Raw genomic sequence first — 15,404 nt, 5'->3', positions numbered from 1 at the left:
CACATCGACACAGCCCCAGTGCGGGTCCAAGCCGCAGCCATCACCTACGAACCGACATCCCGCGCCTGCCCGGACGCGCTCATCGAATTCAGCGTCGAGTCCCAGGAGTACGGGCTGATCATCCACGACGGCGGTGCATCAAGCATCACCATCGACTTCTGCCCCTGGTGCGGACGACGCCTCCCCGAGTCACAGCGGGACCGATGGTTCGATGAACCGGAACGCCGTGGGATCGACCCGTGGGACGACGAAGTCCCTGCCGAGTTCCGGGACGACCGCTGGCTCGCGCCCCTGCCTCGGGCCTGACGAACCAACAGCCGCTCAAGCCACTTCCGATACACGCCCCAGCGGTCTCCGGGGCACCAAGAGGCCCACCTGCGCCGACCGTCCCGCGATCAGCCGACCGGGACACCGGTCGGACGGGCAACTCCACTCTCAGGGCTGCAACGACTTCGCATCAGTCGCACGTGAGGTAGACGGCACTCAGGCCGCTATCACCTACCGCACTCGTACGTCTTCGGCCCACGCGACGGCCAGTTCGGCGACGGCGCGCCATGAGCCGCCGCCCGGCAGGAAGGTTGGGCGCGCCGATGCCCGAAGGGACAGTGCGCCCAACCTCGTCCCGTCCGTCCTGTTCAGGCGGGATCGCTCCGCCGCCGATCGGCGGTCGGCACCCGGGTCAGGCGTCGAGCAGTGTCATCAGGACGGCCCGGGGGCGCGTGCCGTTCGGTCCCTGCCAGCCGGTCGCGACATGGCCAAGGGCTCCCTGGCGCGGCAGTGGCGGATGTTCGTCGACGGAGGCGAGGGCGCGATGGACGTGCAGGATCGTGCCGCCGGGTACGGGAAGGCGGGTACCGTCCCGGTCGTCGGTGGGCTCGGGCGTGAAGCCGTCCAGGTCGAACGGGGCGCCGCTGTGGGAGCGGGTCACCTCGTGGTCGCGGGTGTCCGTGATGCTCTGCGCCATCGCGGGTGCGTTGCCCTCGATCAGCGACAGCAACTCGGTGACGAGCACCGGGTCATGGCAGCCGTCGTACGCCCAGCGCTTGCCCAGCACCCCGTGCTCCATCGTGCCGATGAGGGCGTGTTCGGCCCCATCCCATGGCGCCGCGCGGTAGGTGAGCGGTACCAGGTAGGCCGTCCGCTCGGGGCCGCTCATGTCGGTGGCCACCATGAACTCGATGCCGACCTCGCCCTCCGGATCGTCCAACCGGAAGCCACCCGACTTCTCCAGCGCGGGGACATCCGGCCCGCCCCGGTACCAGGGGCGGGTGGGCAGCCAGACGGTGAGCAGTTCGAGCTTGGTCGGCCTGAGGGTGGTGTGGTGAATCAGCGCCATGACGGTGGTCGCCTCCTGTCGCAGATCTGGATCTTCCCAAGCGTTCCACACCCCGGCGCTCCAGCAGCCACCGCCGGCGCCGTAGACCGCGCCCAGGCACGAAACGCGCACCGAGGCCCGGTCGACGCGACCCGTCGGCAACACCAACGGACCGCCTACGCCACGTTTGTCGCCGCCGCCGCCAACTCCAACAACACAGCATGAGCCCCGCTGACAGCCATCCTCTCTGCTCGGGACCTGCTTCGCAGCGAGCTTGTTGCCGACCGCCGGCGGGCTCCGCGGCTGACGGCGGATGCAGAGCCGGGGGTCGGTCCCTTACAGGTTGAGATCGAAGACGCGGACGGGCTCCAGGCCACCGATGCGGATCGGCGGTGGCACCGATAGCGCCCTCGGGCGGAACCGGTGACGAATCCTCAATCCTGGTCCGCGCCGTCGGCTGTGTAGGGAAGCAAGGGGAACAGCCGCGTGATGAGGGCCACAGGTCGAGCGCCGTCGGGCCGGGCCAGGGGGCGTTGTTCGCGGTCCTGGTAGGGCGCCAGCGCCTGTCGGATCACCTCCGCGACCCGGCTCATCTCCTTGGGTGTCAGGTAGGCGACGGCGCTGAAGGCTTCGTCGTGGCGCCACTGGGGCGGCGCCACATCTCGTTGGGCCAGCCATCGCTGCCAGCTCTCGTCCTCCAGCCCTCGGGCCAGGTCGCCGAACCGCTCCTGTGAAGTCCCCTCGGCAGCGTCGGTGTTCCGTCTCAGGCGCCACGGGCGCGCGCGGCCCCCGCTGTGGGGGGCCTCTTCGACATATCCGTGGCGTGCGAGCTGCCGTAGGTGAAACGAGCAGAGGCCCGAGCTGTAGCCCAGCCGGGAGGCGGCTTCGGTCGCTGTGACGGTGCCGACTTCGGCGAGCAGGTCCAGCAGGGCCGTGCGGACTTCGTGCTCGCGCAGTTCGGCGCCGGTGCCGGCTGTCTGGTCGTTCGGGGTGTTGAGGTCACCTTCAGTCACTTTGCAAAGTCTGCTACTTTGCAAAGATCTTCGCAAGTAGTGGCCCTTGCTGGAGTCATCAGCCGCGGCGACCTGCGCGGCATCTGTAGCGTGCGCAAAAAAGGGGGAAGACAGCCATGTCTGTTCGTCACGAGCGGTCCCGTTCCGTCGACCGGCGAGTCCGCGTCCAAGGCCGCCCCCTCGACGCCTATCCGACTCTGCCGCCGGAAGCGGAACGCGGATCGGTTCGCAGGGTCACGGTGGTCGGCGAGGAGGTGCTGAGGCGCCCCTGCCGGGAGGTGACCGAGTTCGCAACAACGGAGTTGTCGGCGCTCATCGACGACATGTTCCTGACCATGCATGTGGCCGACGGTGCCGGCCTGGCCGCCAACCAGGTCGGCGTCGACCTGCGGCTGTTCGTCTACGACTGCCCGGACGACTATGGGGTCCGGCATGTCGGTCACCTCGTCAACCCGGTTCTGGACCTGCCCGATCCAGGCAGCCGGCGACTCATAGACGACTTCGAGGGCTGCCTGTCCGTGCCCGGCGCCACCATGACGGTTCCCCGCACCGACCGTGCCGTCGCTCGCGGTTTCGACAAGGACGGCAACCCTCTCGTCATCGAGGGGACGGGTTACTTCGCCCGATGTCTGCAGCACGAGACCGATCACCTCACCGGCCACACGTATCTCGACCGCCTGTCCAAGCGAGACCGCAAGGACGCCCTGCGGCAGATGGAAGACCGACGTGACGACGTCTTCGCGCGACGCGCGATCAAGGCCGCCCACCTGGGCCGGTGAGACGCATGATGGCCGCGGCCACTTTCCTGCCGAAGGTCATGGGCCGCAGGCGCCCTGTCGCATCGAAGTTGTCCGTGGATCTCGCCGTGCGCCGCAGACCTGCCAGGCTGGTCGGGAATCCCGCCGAGCCGGGTTCCCAACAGAGCCGGCTTCCGCAGAATCTCGGAGTGCCGGCCGAACCTGGCCCGGCCAGGCTTGATCACCCGCCGCCGGGTGAGCCGCATTGCCGCGGCCAGGCTCACGAACGCTTCAGGAACCTCAAGTAGAACGCAACGAACACCAGGACGATTCCAACGTTCACCATCAGCCGCTCCCAGAACTGGTGCCTGAAGAACAGGACGTCCACGCCAACCACGACGGCTACCAGCGCGAGCACGTAGAGCACGACGACCACCCGACTTCCCATCCTTCTTTTCTACTACGTGCGGTCGCGGTGGGAGTGGGGAGCAGCGACACGATCTCTGAACACAGGCAGGGCAATGCACCGCCTGTATCGCGGCAGTAGCCGCGCCCCTCGCAGGTCGTACCGCGATCGTCGACTTCGGGCGGGCCACCGGATGGCGACGGATCGCCTGCCCGGCCAGCGGCAGCAAGTGTTGGCTCCGGCACGGAGGGAAGCCGTCCAGCACTAAAGAAGGCGAAGGGTGAATGGTTCACATGGCGGATCAGACGCCAGCAGAGCGGGCTCTGACCTGCTCGTACACCACCAGTGACGGGCAGGTCAGATTCGACATCTCCAGCCTGTCGGTCCACCATCACGCCGACCGCAGCGCGACCTTGACGTACAAGATCGCCGTAGAGCGCCAAGGACACCAGGACGAAGACTGGATGTTCACTCTGCCCTGGGACGACAAGTCCTTCGTGGACGTTCTCACCTCCGCCCACCCCGACCCTGATCGCCTCCAACAACTCGTGCACTTGGTTCGCGCCTCATTGGAAGAGTGGTGGGACACCAAAGGGCAGAACAGGCGGACAGCAAAGATGGGGCGTCAACTGCACTGAGTGACTCCCCATCCGCTCTTCCGAGGTCGTGCGGCCTGACTGCCCGGAGTGCGTCCCGGGACGGGAGGATCACCCAGGCCCTCGCCGCCGGCCTTCAGCTCGTGGACCGTTACGAATCGGCCGACGAGCCTCCCACCTGGTTCGCCCGTGCGCTGGTCACCGCGGCCATGGACGCCTCGCGGCTCGGGTGGCACGGACCGCTGCTCGACGGCTCCCTGCGCGACGCGGCTCCCGGGTACCTCGACGACGAGCAGCGCACCGCGGCCGACCCGACTGGGTCGCCACCGCTCTCGATGACGCCCGCGTGCAGGTCCAGCGTGTTGCCGCGGCCCTGGAGCCTGCCCCCCTCGCCCGGCGGTATGGGGGCGCAGCCGGGCGTGTACCGCCTGGCCGACTAACTCGACGCCCACGGCCGCGCCGTCCGGGAGCGCCTCTGCCCTCCCCCGTCTTTCTGGAGCGCCGCCGTCGACCATGTCACCGGCGCGGGGCAACTCGCCCGGCTGAGCCGGGGAAGCCGAGGCCCGGGGCTGCCACCAGGACGCCGGTCTGCTGGCCCAATTGGCCGCTGCTGCGGATGACTTCGGCACCTACGCCGTTCTGGGCGAGATGCGGAGCGGGCCGGAGAGCGGTCGGGCGTGGAGCAGCGCCTGACCCAACCGGCCGCGGATGCCGTCGGCCGCCATGCCTTCCGCGAACTCTCCAGGCTGCGGGAGCGTGCCGCCGCCGCGGCAGACGTCAACGGCGGCTGACAGGGAGGTCGAACGGGGCGGCGGTGGAGGCTGCGGCCGGACCCCGTCTCCTTTCCCGTTCCGCCCGTCGTGCGAGCAGGGCCCGGCTCGCGGCCGTAAGGTGCGGCCATGGCCCAGACGATGTCCCCCACTCCCCGCGAAGCCTTCACGCGGCTCCTCGAAGGCAACCAGCGCTTTGTCGCCGGTACGGCCGAGCACCCCAACCAGGACGCCACCCGCCGCGCCGAGGTCGCCCTGGCCCAGCGCCCCTTCGTCGTCCTGTTCGGGTGCTCCGACTCACGGCTGGCCGCCGAGATCATCTTCGATCGCGGCCTGGGCGACCTGTTCGTGGTCCGCACCGCCGGCCACGTCGTGGGCGCCGAAGTGCTGGGCAGCATCGAATACGGGGTCGAGATGCTGGACTGTCCGCTGGTCGTGGTCCTCGGCCACGACTCGTGCGGTGCGGTCGGTGCCGCCTGTGCCGCACTGGAGGACGGTACGACGCCGGCGGGTTACATCCGGGACGTCGTCGAGCGCGTCACCTCCAGCGTGCTCGCGGCACGGTCGGCCGGCCAGGTGCAGGCCGACGAGATCGTCGCCGAACACATGCGGCACACCGTCGACTTGCTCCTGGACCGCTCCCGGGTGCTGGCGCAGCGGGTGGCGGCGGGGCAGGCCGCCGTGGTCGGCCTGTGCTACCGGCTGGCCGACGGCAGCGCGCAACTCGTGGTGTCCCGTGGCCTCGACGCCACCGCGGGCCCGGCGTGATCCGTGCGCCGCGCCGGCCCGCCGCGTTATCGCGCGCTTCCCTTCGCCTCGGCCGAGTACGCGGGGGTCATGGCGAAGTGGCACGTGAGACAGGTGAGTTCGCGGGCCGGCCGGGACAGCGTCGACTGGCCGACGCCGGCCAGATGATGGCCGGGCTCCAGGGCGACATGGCAATGCCGCATACAGACGCCGACACCGCAGTGGTGGCACACCCCCACGGCGTCGACGATCTCCTCGGCCCACGCGCAGTCGAAGCACTTCATGGGACTCACCCGCCTCCCGCGCACCTGCACGGACCCTTCTCTTGCAAGGGAACTGTTGCGTGAGGCGATGGTTGCTCACGCACGGTACCGAGCAGCAGGGCGAGGTCGGGGTCCTCCGCCATGAAGCCCTGCTCGATCTCGGCGAGGACCTGTCGGTCATGCATGGGCAGCGTCATGGTCGCCTCCTCCCGGAGCCCGCGTCGCCTTCCGGCCGGGCAGGCCCTAGGCGTCCGGCTTCTGCTCGCGCCCCGCACCCATCGCCAGGCGTGTGGCCGCCAGCCCGAGGACCAAGGTCACGGCCCCGATCACGACGTTGTTCCAGATCGGTCCGGCGCTCGCACGGTGCCCGGCGGTCACGACCCACGGGGAGATGACCAGCCAGACGCCGATCACCGCGCAGGTCCAGGTCAGCTGGTACATACGCTCCGGTGCCCGGGTCAGCCCGAGGCCGATCGCGGTCAGCACCAGGCCGATGACGAGGTTGTTCACCGTCAGTTCGGGGCTCGTCGCGTGGAAGTGCACCACCCACGGCGAGATCGCCGCGTACATCCCGGTGAGGAGCACGATCCCGTCGAGGGCGGCGGCTTGGCGTCCGGAGACCAGCCGTGCGTAGCGCTCCCGCATCTCGGCAACGTCGGGATGGCTGGTGATGTCCGTGGTGTGATGAGAGAGGTCCGACATTCGAATCGCTTCTCCTCGTATGCCTCGGTTGACCTCGCCTCCAGAATATCATTGCACTCTGCAATGATGCAGGTGCGCGAGGCTGCGGTCACAGGCTCAGCACGATGGCTGAGCCGACGCCGCCGAGGACGAGGGCCAGGGCCCCCGCACGCCAGCCACCGCCGCGCCACGGGAAGAACCGGTCGAGGGAGAGGGCGCCGGGCCCGATGAGGGCCACGCCGAGCACCACCAGGGTGATGACTATGGGGTATTCGATGCCGTCTGCGGTCGCCCACAGGCCGTGCGGTGAGGTGACCACCATCGCATTGATCATTACGCCGATGACCGCGGCGGCGGCCAAGGGCGTCAGGAGCCCCACAGCCACTCCCAGGCCACCGAGCAACTCGGAGGCGCCGGCGATGCCGGCGAAGAGGGTGCCAGGGTGGTACCCCAGTGCCGCGAAACTCTTGCCGGTGGCTCGGAGTCCGTCGCCGCCGAAGAGGCCGAACAGTTTCTGGGCGCCGTGGGCGGCCATCAGCAGGCCGACGGGCAGTCGCATCAGCAGCACGCCCACGTCCGCGGGGCGTACGGCCGGCGGTGAGGGGCCTGTCGCTGCGGCGGCATGGCGTGTGGTGGGGGTGGTTGCTCGTTCCATGGCGGGTTCACCTGCACTTCGGTGACGCCCGTTGGCGAACGTCGCGATCGGACGGGCGCCGGTGAGAGAGGGGGCACGCAACGGATGATGCGTGCGCGGCGGGGATCAGACGGGCCCGCGGTCCTGTGAAGTGGTCCGGTCTGTGGCCCGGTCCCCCACACCACCGATACTTCTCCTTCTGGCGGGAGAGGTCCAGGGGTAGCGGAAAATGCCGCTGGCGTTTTTCGGGCTACTGCTGTTTTTCGAGTCGGCGGTCACAGGCCGCTTCGGAGTCGTCGCCTCCGGTGGCCGATGCGCGGGCGCGCAGCTCGACGCAGCACCGGCCGGGGTGCGGGGCGAGCACGGCGTCGGTGGCGTCGCTGCCCAGGCCCTGGAGGTAACCGGCCAGGAAAGCCTGGTTGATGTCGCAGACCAGCTCGGGAGCCTTGGCGGCCAGCGGGTGGAACGGGCAGTTGCGCAGCAGAACCAGGGTGGGGGTGCTGCGTTCGGGCTCGAAGCCGAGCCCGTCGAGTGTCTCGGTGGCGAGGCTCAGGCCGCGCTCGGCACCCAGCCGGCCGGGACGCGCACGGACGCGTTCGGCGGCGCCGATGTTCCTGCCCCGTTCGCCGGCCACGCGCACCGCCGCGTCGTGCGCCGATTCACCGGGGGCCTCGCTGAGCACGGCCTCGGCGAGCAGGTCGGCGAGCAGTTGGAAGCGGCGTTCGGGGACGCTGACCTCGATCGCTTCGGCGGCGGGTTCATAGAGCTTCGGGTGCCGGCCGACCTTGCGGATGCCGGACGGTGAGGCGTAGTGAGACCGCAGCAGTCCGGCCGCGACGAGTTTGTCGAGGTGGAACGCCGCCAGCTTGCGGGAGATGCCCACGCGCGCGGCCACCTCCTCGCGAGTCAGCGGGCGGTGCTCGCGCCGTATGACGTCGAACATGCGCCGCCGCAGATCGTCTCCCAAGACGGCCAGTGAGGTCAGCGAAGCGTCGTCGAGTCCCACACAGGAACGCTATCGCACAGCTGCGTGGGCGTAACTACTTCCCGGGTCGGTTCTGCAGGTTCCCTTGACCTCCTCAGGCAATACCACCAACAATCTTTGGTGAAATAGTGCAGGGAGGCTGCCATGGCGGCGACGCTCACCGGCCGACAGTGACAGGCGAAACGGCCGGTCAGCGCGCTGCTGACCGGCCCGTACGGGCATCCCTTCCACCCCATCCTGGTCACGGTGCCGATCGGGGCATGGGTGGCGAACCTGGTCTTCGACATCGCGTCCCACGTCGCCTCCCCTCCCGGCTTCCTGGGCCCGGCGGCGATGTGGCTGATCGCGCTCGGCGTCGTCGGTGCGCCGGCAGCCGCGACCGTCGGGTTCCTGGACCTGTTCGCCCTCCCCACCGGCACCCCGGCGCTCCGGACCGGTCTGCTGCACATGGCCGTGAATCTGGTCGTGACCTGCGCCTACGCCGGCAACTTCGGGTGGCGCCAGGCACAGCAGACGATCAACGGCCGGGTGGGGCCCGGGATGCTCGCACCGCCCTCGGCGGCTTCTCCCTCCTCGGCACCTGGATCGTCCACGGTGAAGTCCGGCAGGACCGGGCCGGCCTGCTGCCCGTCCCCGTGGCCCTGCTGGGCCTCACCCTGTTCGCCGCTGGCTTCCCACCCGCCGGGCCGCTTCAGGCGCCGAACCGGCGCCGCCGGAGCGCCACTTCCCCGTGTCTGTCGTGGTGGCCCATGGAGTACTCGCCGTGGCCACCGTCGTCCTCGTCCTGCTGACCGCACTGGGCATCGGAGGCAGCTGACATGAGCAACTCCCCGCACCGCACCGTCACCCGCACGGCCACCGCCGCCCTCGCGGGCGACCCGGACGACGTGATACGCCCCGCCGCGCTGCGGGTCGTGCACGACACCGCCGGCATCGACCTGGCGGCGGCCGAGCGCGCCGCCGCGCAGTTCCTGACCGCCCTCGGGATCTCCAGCGACTCCGAAAGCCTGCGCGGAACCCCCGGCCGCATGGCCCGGGCCTACGCCGAACTCTTCAGTCCCCGCCCGTTCAACCTGACCACCTTCCCCAACGACGAGGGCTACGACGAACTCGTCCTCGCCCGCGCCATCCCGCTCCGCTCCGTCTGCGAACACCACCTCCTCCCCTTCGTCGGCACCGCACACGTCGGCTATCTGCCCGGACAGCGCATTCTGGGCCTGTCGAAACTCGCCCGGGTCGTCGAGCACTTCGCCTGCCGCCCCCAGGTGCAGGAACGCCTCACCAAGCAGGTCGCCGACTGGCTCCAGACCCACCTGGAACCCCAAGGCGTCGGCGTCGTCATCGAGGCCGAGCACACCTACATGACCCTGCGCGGCGTACAGGCCACCGGATCCCGCACACTGACCTCGACCCTGCTGGGCACCCTTCGCAGCGACGCCCGCTCCCGCGGCGAATTCCTCGCGCTCACCGGACTGTCCCGCTGACCGCAAAGGGGCATTAGCGTGTCCGCATGCGGTCGTTGAACCTCCGCCATGCGGTCCGCGCGATCATCCTCGACGAGGACGACCGCATCCTGCTCTGCAGAATCACCGCCCAGGACCCCGTGACGGTCGTGTGGGCGGCGCCGGGCGGAGGAATCGAGCCCGGCGAGACGCCGCTGCGCGCCCTGCGTCGCGAACTGCGGGAGGAGGTGGGACTCGTGCTCAGGGCGGAGCCACCTCACGTCTGGCACCAGGAAGTCGTCGCACCCGGCCATGTCGAGGGCTACGACGGCGTGGTCAACGACTACTTTCTCGTGCGCACCGCCCACTTCGCGCCTCGCGGCATCCTCTCCGACGACGCACTCGCAACCGAGCACATCAGTGGGCTGCAGTGGTGGCGGCACCGGGACATCGCCGACCAGCGCGGTCCCGACCTGTTCTCCCCGCGCGAACTCGCCGCACACCTGGGCGCGTTGACGACCTCGGCGATTCCGGCCGAACCGCTGTCGCTCGGTCTGTGAGGAGCCCGGCCCGGGTCTGCGCACGCACGATACGGCCTGCCGGGGTTCGGGCCCCGGCCCCGACAGACCGTTCCGCTCCGTCGTCCCCCGCCGGACGGCCCTACAACACCCGGTCGACGCGCGGTAGGCGGCGGACCACGTAGGCCACCGCCCAGCACGCCGGCAGCGCGAGGGCGGCGACGAGCGCGAACTTGGCGACGGCCGGGGCGTGCAGCCAGTGGAAGGCGTGCCCGAGCGCGACGAGCACCGGCGCGTGGAGGACGTAGACCGCGAAGGCGTGCCGGGAGAGGAACGCGGCGGTACGGCCCTGGCGGTTGAGGCGTTCGCGGAAGAGCACGGTCAGACCTATGACGATGCCCACTGCGAACGTCGACTCCCACGCCGCGGCGACCAGTGACTGCCACGTTCCGTACCCGTCCGTCGTGCCTGCCTTCACCACGGCGACGAACGGGAGGTAGCCGAGGGTCGCAGCCGTCGCGGCGGCGAATCCCAGGTAGCCCGTGCGGCGGGAGAGGGACTGCGGCCAGCCACGGCGGTAGGCGAGGACCCCGAGAACGAAGAAGCTCGCGTACTGCATCAGATAGGCGGAGGACGGCAGTCCGAGGAACGGGACATAGGTGCCGCTCGGCACGAGGATGCGCCAGAGGTAGGTGGCGAGGGCGAGGGCGGCGGTGAAGAGGACGATGGCGCGCGGCCTCGGCGCGGTCGACGTGGACACCGATGACGGCGTCCGGATCGGCGTCGGCTCGTCGGCCGTCCCGGCGGGCGTAACCGGGAGGCGGTGGGCACGGCGGCGTACGAGGACGTAGAGCAGGGCGAACACCAGGAGCACTTCGGCGAACCACAGCGGGCCCGCGTCCCAACTCGCCAGGTAGTAGAGCCAGTACGGGAGGGCATCACCGCGCGCGGCGAAGACGGAGCGCAGATGGAGATACCCGCCGAGGTCCGTGAGAGGCCGGATCAGCAGCAGGAAGGCCAGGAGTGGGATGCCGAGGCGCTTGAGGCGGTCCCGGAGGAAGCGGCGCGAGCCCTTCCGGTCGTAGGACGCCGGGGTGAAGTATCCGGCGATCATGAAGAAGAAGCCCATGAAGAACGTCTGGTTGAAGACGACGAAGACGTCCAGGAGCCGTCCGGAGCCGTCCTTGGCGGGCTCGGTGTAGTACCAGGCGGGGATGTTGCCGTAGGTGACGGCCGTGTGGTGCAGCACCACCAGAGCCGTCAGCGCGATGCGCAGGTTGTCGACGTAGTGCAGGCGTAAGCCCGCGGGTCCCGCGGTGTCGGCGGGCGCGGCCGTGCGCCCGGTGTCGTGTGCCATCGAAGTTCCCCCGTTCGATGTGTGTTTCTCAGGGTTCGGCCCGGCTGTCCGCTCGGGTCGCGTGCCAGAAGAGGTCGGTCAGTTCGCGAGCGTGGGCCGTGAGGTCGTGGTCGGGATGCGTGGCCCAGTAGCCGAACATGTCGTCGATGCCGGCCTGCAGGCTGACGGCCATGACGCGGGTGTCGAACGGCCTTAGTTCGCCCCGCAGTTGTCCCTCGCGGAAGACCTCTTCCACGCGGGTGTAGATCGGCTCGCTGGAAGCGATGCCGTACCGCAGATCGCCGTCGTCGGTGCGGAAGTGGGTGAAGATCTCCCCCAGCGCGGCGAGTTGGGTCCGGTGGCCGGACATGTACTCGGCCACCGAACCGACATAGACGCGCAGCCAGGCAGCCGTTCCGGTCTGCCCTTCGAGCCGGGCCGCCACGAAGGCGCCGAGACCTTCGTAGACCTGCTCGACGGTCCGCTCGATCAACTCGCTCTTGCCGGCGAAGTGATACGAGATCACACCCTTGCTGATGCCGGCCCGCTCGGCGATCTGCGCCATTGACGCCTTCGCGAACCCCCGTGCCGCGATGACGTCAATGGCAGCGTCGATGATCTGGGCACGGCGCACCCTCTCGATGAGAGAGCGCTCCGCGTCCGGTGTTGCCGTCCCGCTTTCACCGTTGCCGGACTGGCCACTTGGATCATTTTCTGACCGCATGGCCAGAAATTTAGCCGACCGGCCAGACGTTGTCGAGTGGTTATCCGGCGAGGACGGGGAGCGGCCCCGCGGCGCAGGAGACGAGGATGCGCGGGCCGTGGTGGGAAGGGGTGCCGGGCTCGGCGGTCCGGCGGACGAGCCGCTGGCCGCACAGGCGTCACTGCCGCTGCTGCGCGGCGTCGACGAGGAGGTGGACGGCGGCAGGGGGGAGGTCCAGGTGGTGGGAGATCCAGGGCGCGTCGTGGCCGTGGTGGACGAGGACCCACGCCGTGTACAGCTGGTTCAGGTCGGGGGCGTCGGGGGCCCGCAGCAGGGGGCGGAGCTCTTCCATGGGGAAGCCTTCGAGGGCGTCCGCGCCGAACCATCCGTCGGATCCCGCCTCCGGAAGCGCGGGGTGGTGGACCTCCCTGGCCGGTGTGTGCCGGCGGTGCCACAGGACGGCGAAGAGTACGAGGGCCGCCAGGGCGCCGCCGAGGAGCCCGGCGCTGATGACCGGACGCCGGTCGGGCGGCGCGAGGCGCAGCACCGCCATCTCGGCGGCACCCACGGCGATGACCATCAGCGTCGCGGCGATCTCGGGGCTCCAGCGGCGCGGTGCACCCTCCCCGCCCGGTACGTCGCGGCCGCGTGCGGTCCACATCGGAGACATAGGGACCTCCCTCTCCTCCATGGTGGACCGGCGGCACGGAGGCGGCGTCCGGTGGCGGGCGGGCATCGAGGGCGGAGCGCAGCCCCCGTCGTACGGCATTCGGGGATTTTGACCGCATACCGTGGTAAAGCAGATATGGGAGGTGTCCGAGTGACCGGATTTCCGCTTCGTGACCGCATCGCGGTGGGTGCTGCCGTGGTCGTCCCCCTGCTGCTCGCACTGGTGCTGGTGCCATTCCGCGGCAGCGTGTCGGGCACGAACCTGGCGCTGATCTTCGTCGTGGCCGTGGTGGCGATCGCGGCCAATGGGAGCCGGGTGGCGGGTGCGGTGTCGGCGCTGTCCGCGGCGGCGTGGTTCGACTTCTTCCTCACCCCGCCGTACGACAGCTTCAGCATCAGCCGTGCCGAAGACGTCACGACCGCGATCCTGCTGATGCTGGTGGGGCTGGCGGTCTCCCAGCTGGCCGCCCGTGCCCGGCGGCTTCAGGTGGTCGCCGTCACCGACGCCGCGCAGCTGCGCAGGATCCACGAGACCACCGAGCTGGCGCAGTCGGCGCCGTCGGCCGAGGCGGTGGTCGACCACGTCAGGCAGGAGCTGGTCGTGCTGCTGGGGCTGCGGGCGTGCCGCTTCGAGTACGGGACGCTGCTCGGCCACCCGCCCCGGCTGGAACAGGACGGCACCGTGACCGCGGGCCGCAGGCGATGGGACGTCGACGAGCACGGCTGGCCGCCGGACGAGATCGAGCTGCGGGCGATCGGCAACGGCCGTTACCAGGGCAGGTTCATGCTTCAACCCTCCCCCGACGCCCGGCCGACGCTCCAGGCCCGGCTCGTCGCGGTCACCCTCGCCGACCAGGCCGGCGCCGCCCTGAACACCGCCGGCCGCGGCGCCCCCGAGTGACGACGTACCGGGCGCTCCGGCGCGGACTTGGGCCGCCCGCCCCGCCCGCCGTGCGCACCGGCAGCCGGCTGCACCGCGCCGTCGGGCCGCTCACCCCACTCCCCCGAGCTGGACGGCCTTGACCAGCAGGAGCAGAGCGGCGATCAGCAGATAGCCGCGGAGCAGGCCCATGCCGAGCTTCAGACCGGGCGACCAGACGACCGGTTCGAGGAGGGTGAGCGGCGGCATGCGCCAGCTCTCCCGTTCGGCGCGCGGGACCCGGGGGGTGTCCCTGGTGACGGCGGCGCGGCGCCCCTGGACGATGTGCAGCCAGCCGCCGGCCGCGAGGAGCCCCGCGGCGAGGAGGACGCTGAGCCACAGGGCGACCCGGGCGGTGTCCAGGGAGGGGAAGAGCGTGGTGGCGACCAGGATCCCGGAGAGCATGAGCAGCACCGCGATGATCACGGACGCCAGGACGTTGAGCCAGCGCGGATTGGTCCACGGGCCCAGCACCGCCCGGTCGTTGCACAGCAGCAGCAGGAAGACGCTCGCGGACGGCAGCAGCAGTCCGGCCAGGGCCTGGACGCCCGTGGTGATCAGGCCCAGCGGGGCGCCGGGAATCAGCACCACGGCGGCGGCGACCAGGACCATGCCTGTGTAGCTGGTGTAGAACGCCTTGGCCTCGCCGAAGCTCCGGTGCAGGGAGTGGCGCAGGTTGAACACGTCGCCGAAGGCGTAGCTGGTGGCCAGGGTGACCGCGGCGGCCCCGATGATCGAGGCGTCCAGCAGGACGACGGCGAACAGCGCCCCCAGGACGCGGCTGTGGTCGGCCAGCGCGGTGGCGATGCCCAACGCGTCCGTGAAGTGGCCGGCCGCTGCGGTGCCGCGGACCGCGTAGTCGGCGACGATGACGATCGCGATCGCGCCGCCGACCACGACGAGGGAGCCCAGCACGGTGTCCGCGCGCTCATGGCCGATGAAGCGCGGGGTGATCCGCTTGTCGATGATGTTGGACTGCTGGAAGAACAGCTGCCAGGGGGCGACCGTGGTGCCGACGATCGCGATGATCAGCAGCACCGCGTTCGACGAGACGCCGCCCTGCACGCCGGGCACGAACAGGTGGTACGCGGCGGATCCGTAGCGCGGATGGGACAGCAGGGCCAGGGGCACGAGCAGCAGGCTGGCGGCGATGAACCCGAGCATCGCCCGCTCCCAGCGGCGGAAGCTCCCGCTGGCGGTGATCGCCACCAGCAGGAGCGCGGCCACCGGCACGGCGATGTACTTGCTGACCCCGAAGTAGCTCAGGGCGAGCGAGACGCCGATGAACTCGGTGACGATGGTGAGGAAGTTGAGCACGAACAGATCCGCGACGCTGAACCAGCCCCAGAATCTGCCGAACCGCTCCAGGATCAGCCGGGCGTGCCCGACTCCGGTGACGGCGCCCAGCCGGACCACCATCTCCTGGTTGACGATCAGGACCGGAACGAGCAGCAGCAGCACCCACAGCAGGCTGTAGCCGTGGTTCTGGCCGGCCTGGGCGTACGTGGAGACGCCCCCGGCGTCGTTGTCGCCGACCATGACGACCAAGCCGGGGCCGACGATCGCCAGGAAGGTGAGCAGCCGGCGCTTGAGGCCGCGGCCGGCGTCCGCCTCGTCGAGCCGGACGCGCCCCAGGGCCCCTTCGATGGCCCCGTCGGGGGCAACGGCCG

21 protein-coding genes and 1 pseudogene are annotated in these 15,404 nt (G+C 70.1%); 9 read left to right on the top strand and 13 right to left on the bottom strand.

Annotated elements, in window-relative coordinates; genetic code table 11:
* Window positions 1–18: 18 nt before the first annotated feature.
* Complete coding sequence (locus ACO1BR_RS37345) at window positions 19–306, top strand: DUF6980 family protein (protein WP_426799560.1); 288 nt, start codon at window positions 19–21, stop codon at window positions 304–306.
* Between the two features lie 373 nt (window positions 307–679).
* Here ACO1BR_RS37345 and ACO1BR_RS37340 read toward each other — a convergent pair whose 3' ends face one another.
* Window positions 680–1,336 (bottom strand): maltokinase N-terminal cap-like domain-containing protein, encoded by a 657-nt coding sequence (locus tag ACO1BR_RS37340; RefSeq protein WP_426799559.1) that lies wholly within the window; start codon window positions 1,334–1,336, stop codon window positions 680–682.
* Window positions 1,337–1,749: 413 nt separating this feature from the next.
* Window positions 1,750–2,328 carry a winged helix-turn-helix domain-containing protein gene (locus tag ACO1BR_RS37335; protein WP_426799558.1) on the bottom strand — a complete coding sequence of 193 codons (579 nt, stop codon included), beginning with the start codon at window positions 2,326–2,328 and terminating at the stop codon, window positions 1,750–1,752.
* A gap of 116 nt (window positions 2,329–2,444) precedes the next feature.
* Here ACO1BR_RS37335 and def point away from each other — a divergent pair, with 116 nt between their 5' ends.
* On the top strand, window positions 2,445–3,107 hold the full coding sequence (gene def / locus ACO1BR_RS37330) for a peptide deformylase (RefSeq protein WP_426799557.1): 663 nt from the start codon (window positions 2,445–2,447) through the stop codon (window positions 3,105–3,107).
* Between the two features lie 238 nt (window positions 3,108–3,345).
* Here def and ACO1BR_RS37325 read toward each other — a convergent pair whose 3' ends face one another.
* Window positions 3,346–3,501 carry a hypothetical protein gene (locus tag ACO1BR_RS37325; protein WP_426799556.1) on the bottom strand — a complete coding sequence of 52 codons (156 nt, stop codon included), beginning with the start codon at window positions 3,499–3,501 and terminating at the stop codon, window positions 3,346–3,348.
* Between the two features lie 263 nt (window positions 3,502–3,764).
* Here ACO1BR_RS37325 and ACO1BR_RS37320 point away from each other — a divergent pair, with 263 nt between their 5' ends.
* The 3 genes from ACO1BR_RS37320 to ACO1BR_RS37310 all read left to right on the top strand — a co-directional run bounded on the left by ACO1BR_RS37320 (window position 3,765) and on the right by ACO1BR_RS37310 (window position 5,605).
* Window positions 3,765–4,109: a hypothetical protein gene (locus ACO1BR_RS37320; RefSeq protein WP_426799555.1), complete on the top strand. Its 345-nt coding sequence runs from the start codon at window positions 3,765–3,767 to the stop codon at window positions 4,107–4,109.
* A 101-nt stretch (window positions 4,110–4,210) separates the two neighbouring features.
* On the top strand, window positions 4,211–4,507 hold the full coding sequence (locus ACO1BR_RS37315; protein WP_426799554.1) for a hypothetical protein: 297 nt from the start codon (window positions 4,211–4,213) through the stop codon (window positions 4,505–4,507).
* 459 nt (window positions 4,508–4,966) lie between these two features.
* Window positions 4,967–5,605 (top strand): carbonic anhydrase, encoded by a 639-nt coding sequence (locus ACO1BR_RS37310; RefSeq protein WP_426799553.1) that lies wholly within the window; start codon window positions 4,967–4,969, stop codon window positions 5,603–5,605.
* Window positions 5,606–5,631: 26 nt separating this feature from the next.
* Here the strand turns inward: ACO1BR_RS37310 and ACO1BR_RS37305 are convergent, their stop codons facing one another.
* The 5 genes from ACO1BR_RS37305 to ACO1BR_RS37285 all read right to left on the bottom strand — a co-directional run bounded on the left by ACO1BR_RS37305 (window position 5,632) and on the right by ACO1BR_RS37285 (window position 8,168).
* Window positions 5,632–5,868 (bottom strand): DUF2180 family protein, encoded by a 237-nt coding sequence (locus ACO1BR_RS37305; RefSeq protein WP_159505361.1) that lies wholly within the window; start codon window positions 5,866–5,868, stop codon window positions 5,632–5,634.
* Window positions 5,869–5,873: 5 nt separating this feature from the next.
* A complete protein-coding gene (locus ACO1BR_RS37300; protein WP_426799552.1) occupies window positions 5,874–6,044 on the bottom strand; it encodes a DUF3040 domain-containing protein in 171 nt (56 codons plus the stop codon).
* Window positions 6,045–6,090: 46 nt separating this feature from the next.
* On the bottom strand, window positions 6,091–6,549 hold the full coding sequence (locus ACO1BR_RS37295) for an SPW repeat protein (protein ID WP_426799551.1): 459 nt from the start codon (window positions 6,547–6,549) through the stop codon (window positions 6,091–6,093).
* Between the two features lie 88 nt (window positions 6,550–6,637).
* A complete protein-coding gene (locus tag ACO1BR_RS37290; RefSeq protein WP_426799550.1) occupies window positions 6,638–7,183 on the bottom strand; it encodes a DoxX family protein in 546 nt (181 codons plus the stop codon).
* Window positions 7,184–7,412: 229 nt separating this feature from the next.
* Window positions 7,413–8,168 (bottom strand): helix-turn-helix transcriptional regulator, encoded by a 756-nt coding sequence (locus tag ACO1BR_RS37285; protein ID WP_426799549.1) that lies wholly within the window; start codon window positions 8,166–8,168, stop codon window positions 7,413–7,415.
* A gap of 177 nt (window positions 8,169–8,345) precedes the next feature.
* Between ACO1BR_RS37285 and ACO1BR_RS37280 the strand changes: the two are divergent.
* Window positions 8,346–8,663: pseudogene (locus tag ACO1BR_RS37280) on the top strand (DUF2231 domain-containing protein); the annotation flags it as partial.
* A 175-nt stretch (window positions 8,664–8,838) separates the two neighbouring features.
* Here the strand turns inward: ACO1BR_RS37280 and ACO1BR_RS37275 are convergent.
* A complete protein-coding gene (locus ACO1BR_RS37275) occupies window positions 8,839–8,967 on the bottom strand; it encodes a hypothetical protein (protein WP_426799548.1) in 129 nt (42 codons plus the stop codon).
* Between ACO1BR_RS37275 and folE the strand changes: the two genes are divergently transcribed.
* Entirely contained in the window at window positions 8,966–9,631 is a 666-nt protein-coding gene (folE, locus tag ACO1BR_RS37270) for a GTP cyclohydrolase I FolE (RefSeq protein ID WP_426799547.1), read from the top strand. The genes ACO1BR_RS37275 and folE overlap by 2 nt on opposite strands.
* Window positions 9,632–9,657: 26 nt before the next feature.
* Window positions 9,658–10,149 (top strand): NUDIX domain-containing protein, encoded by a 492-nt coding sequence (locus ACO1BR_RS37265; RefSeq protein WP_426799546.1) that lies wholly within the window; start codon window positions 9,658–9,660, stop codon window positions 10,147–10,149.
* A 100-nt stretch (window positions 10,150–10,249) separates the two neighbouring features.
* Here ACO1BR_RS37265 and ACO1BR_RS37260 read toward each other — a convergent pair whose 3' ends face one another.
* From ACO1BR_RS37260 to ACO1BR_RS37250, 3 genes are all read right to left on the bottom strand, one after another.
* Window positions 10,250–11,464, bottom strand: a complete 1,215-nt coding sequence (locus ACO1BR_RS37260; protein WP_426799545.1) for an acyltransferase family protein — start codon at window positions 11,462–11,464, stop codon at window positions 10,250–10,252.
* Window positions 11,465–11,492: 28 nt separating this feature from the next.
* The gene (locus ACO1BR_RS37255) at window positions 11,493–12,077 is read right to left on the bottom strand and encodes a TetR/AcrR family transcriptional regulator (RefSeq protein WP_426799544.1); all 585 of its coding nucleotides are present in this window, start codon (window positions 12,075–12,077) and stop codon (window positions 11,493–11,495) included.
* 247 nt (window positions 12,078–12,324) lie between these two features.
* Window positions 12,325–12,816, bottom strand: coding sequence for a hypothetical protein (locus tag ACO1BR_RS37250; RefSeq protein WP_426799543.1), 492 nt, complete (start codon window positions 12,814–12,816; stop codon window positions 12,325–12,327).
* A gap of 150 nt (window positions 12,817–12,966) precedes the next feature.
* Here ACO1BR_RS37250 and ACO1BR_RS37245 point away from each other — a divergent pair, with 150 nt between their 5' ends.
* Window positions 12,967–13,716 (top strand): DUF4118 domain-containing protein, encoded by a 750-nt coding sequence (locus ACO1BR_RS37245; protein ID WP_426799542.1) that lies wholly within the window; start codon window positions 12,967–12,969, stop codon window positions 13,714–13,716.
* Between the two features lie 90 nt (window positions 13,717–13,806).
* Here ACO1BR_RS37245 and ACO1BR_RS37240 read toward each other — a convergent pair whose 3' ends face one another.
* Window positions 13,807–15,381: an NRAMP family divalent metal transporter gene (locus ACO1BR_RS37240; protein WP_426799588.1), complete on the bottom strand. Its 1,575-nt coding sequence runs from the start codon at window positions 15,379–15,381 to the stop codon at window positions 13,807–13,809.
* Window positions 15,382–15,404 lie beyond the last annotated feature (23 nt).

The organism is Streptomyces sp. YGL11-2, assembly GCF_050054615.1.
Taxonomy (GTDB): domain Bacteria; phylum Actinomycetota; class Actinomycetes; order Streptomycetales; family Streptomycetaceae; genus Streptomyces.
The sequence above is the reverse complement of the archived record's forward strand: the minus strand, read 5'-3'. Positions and strand labels throughout refer to the sequence as shown.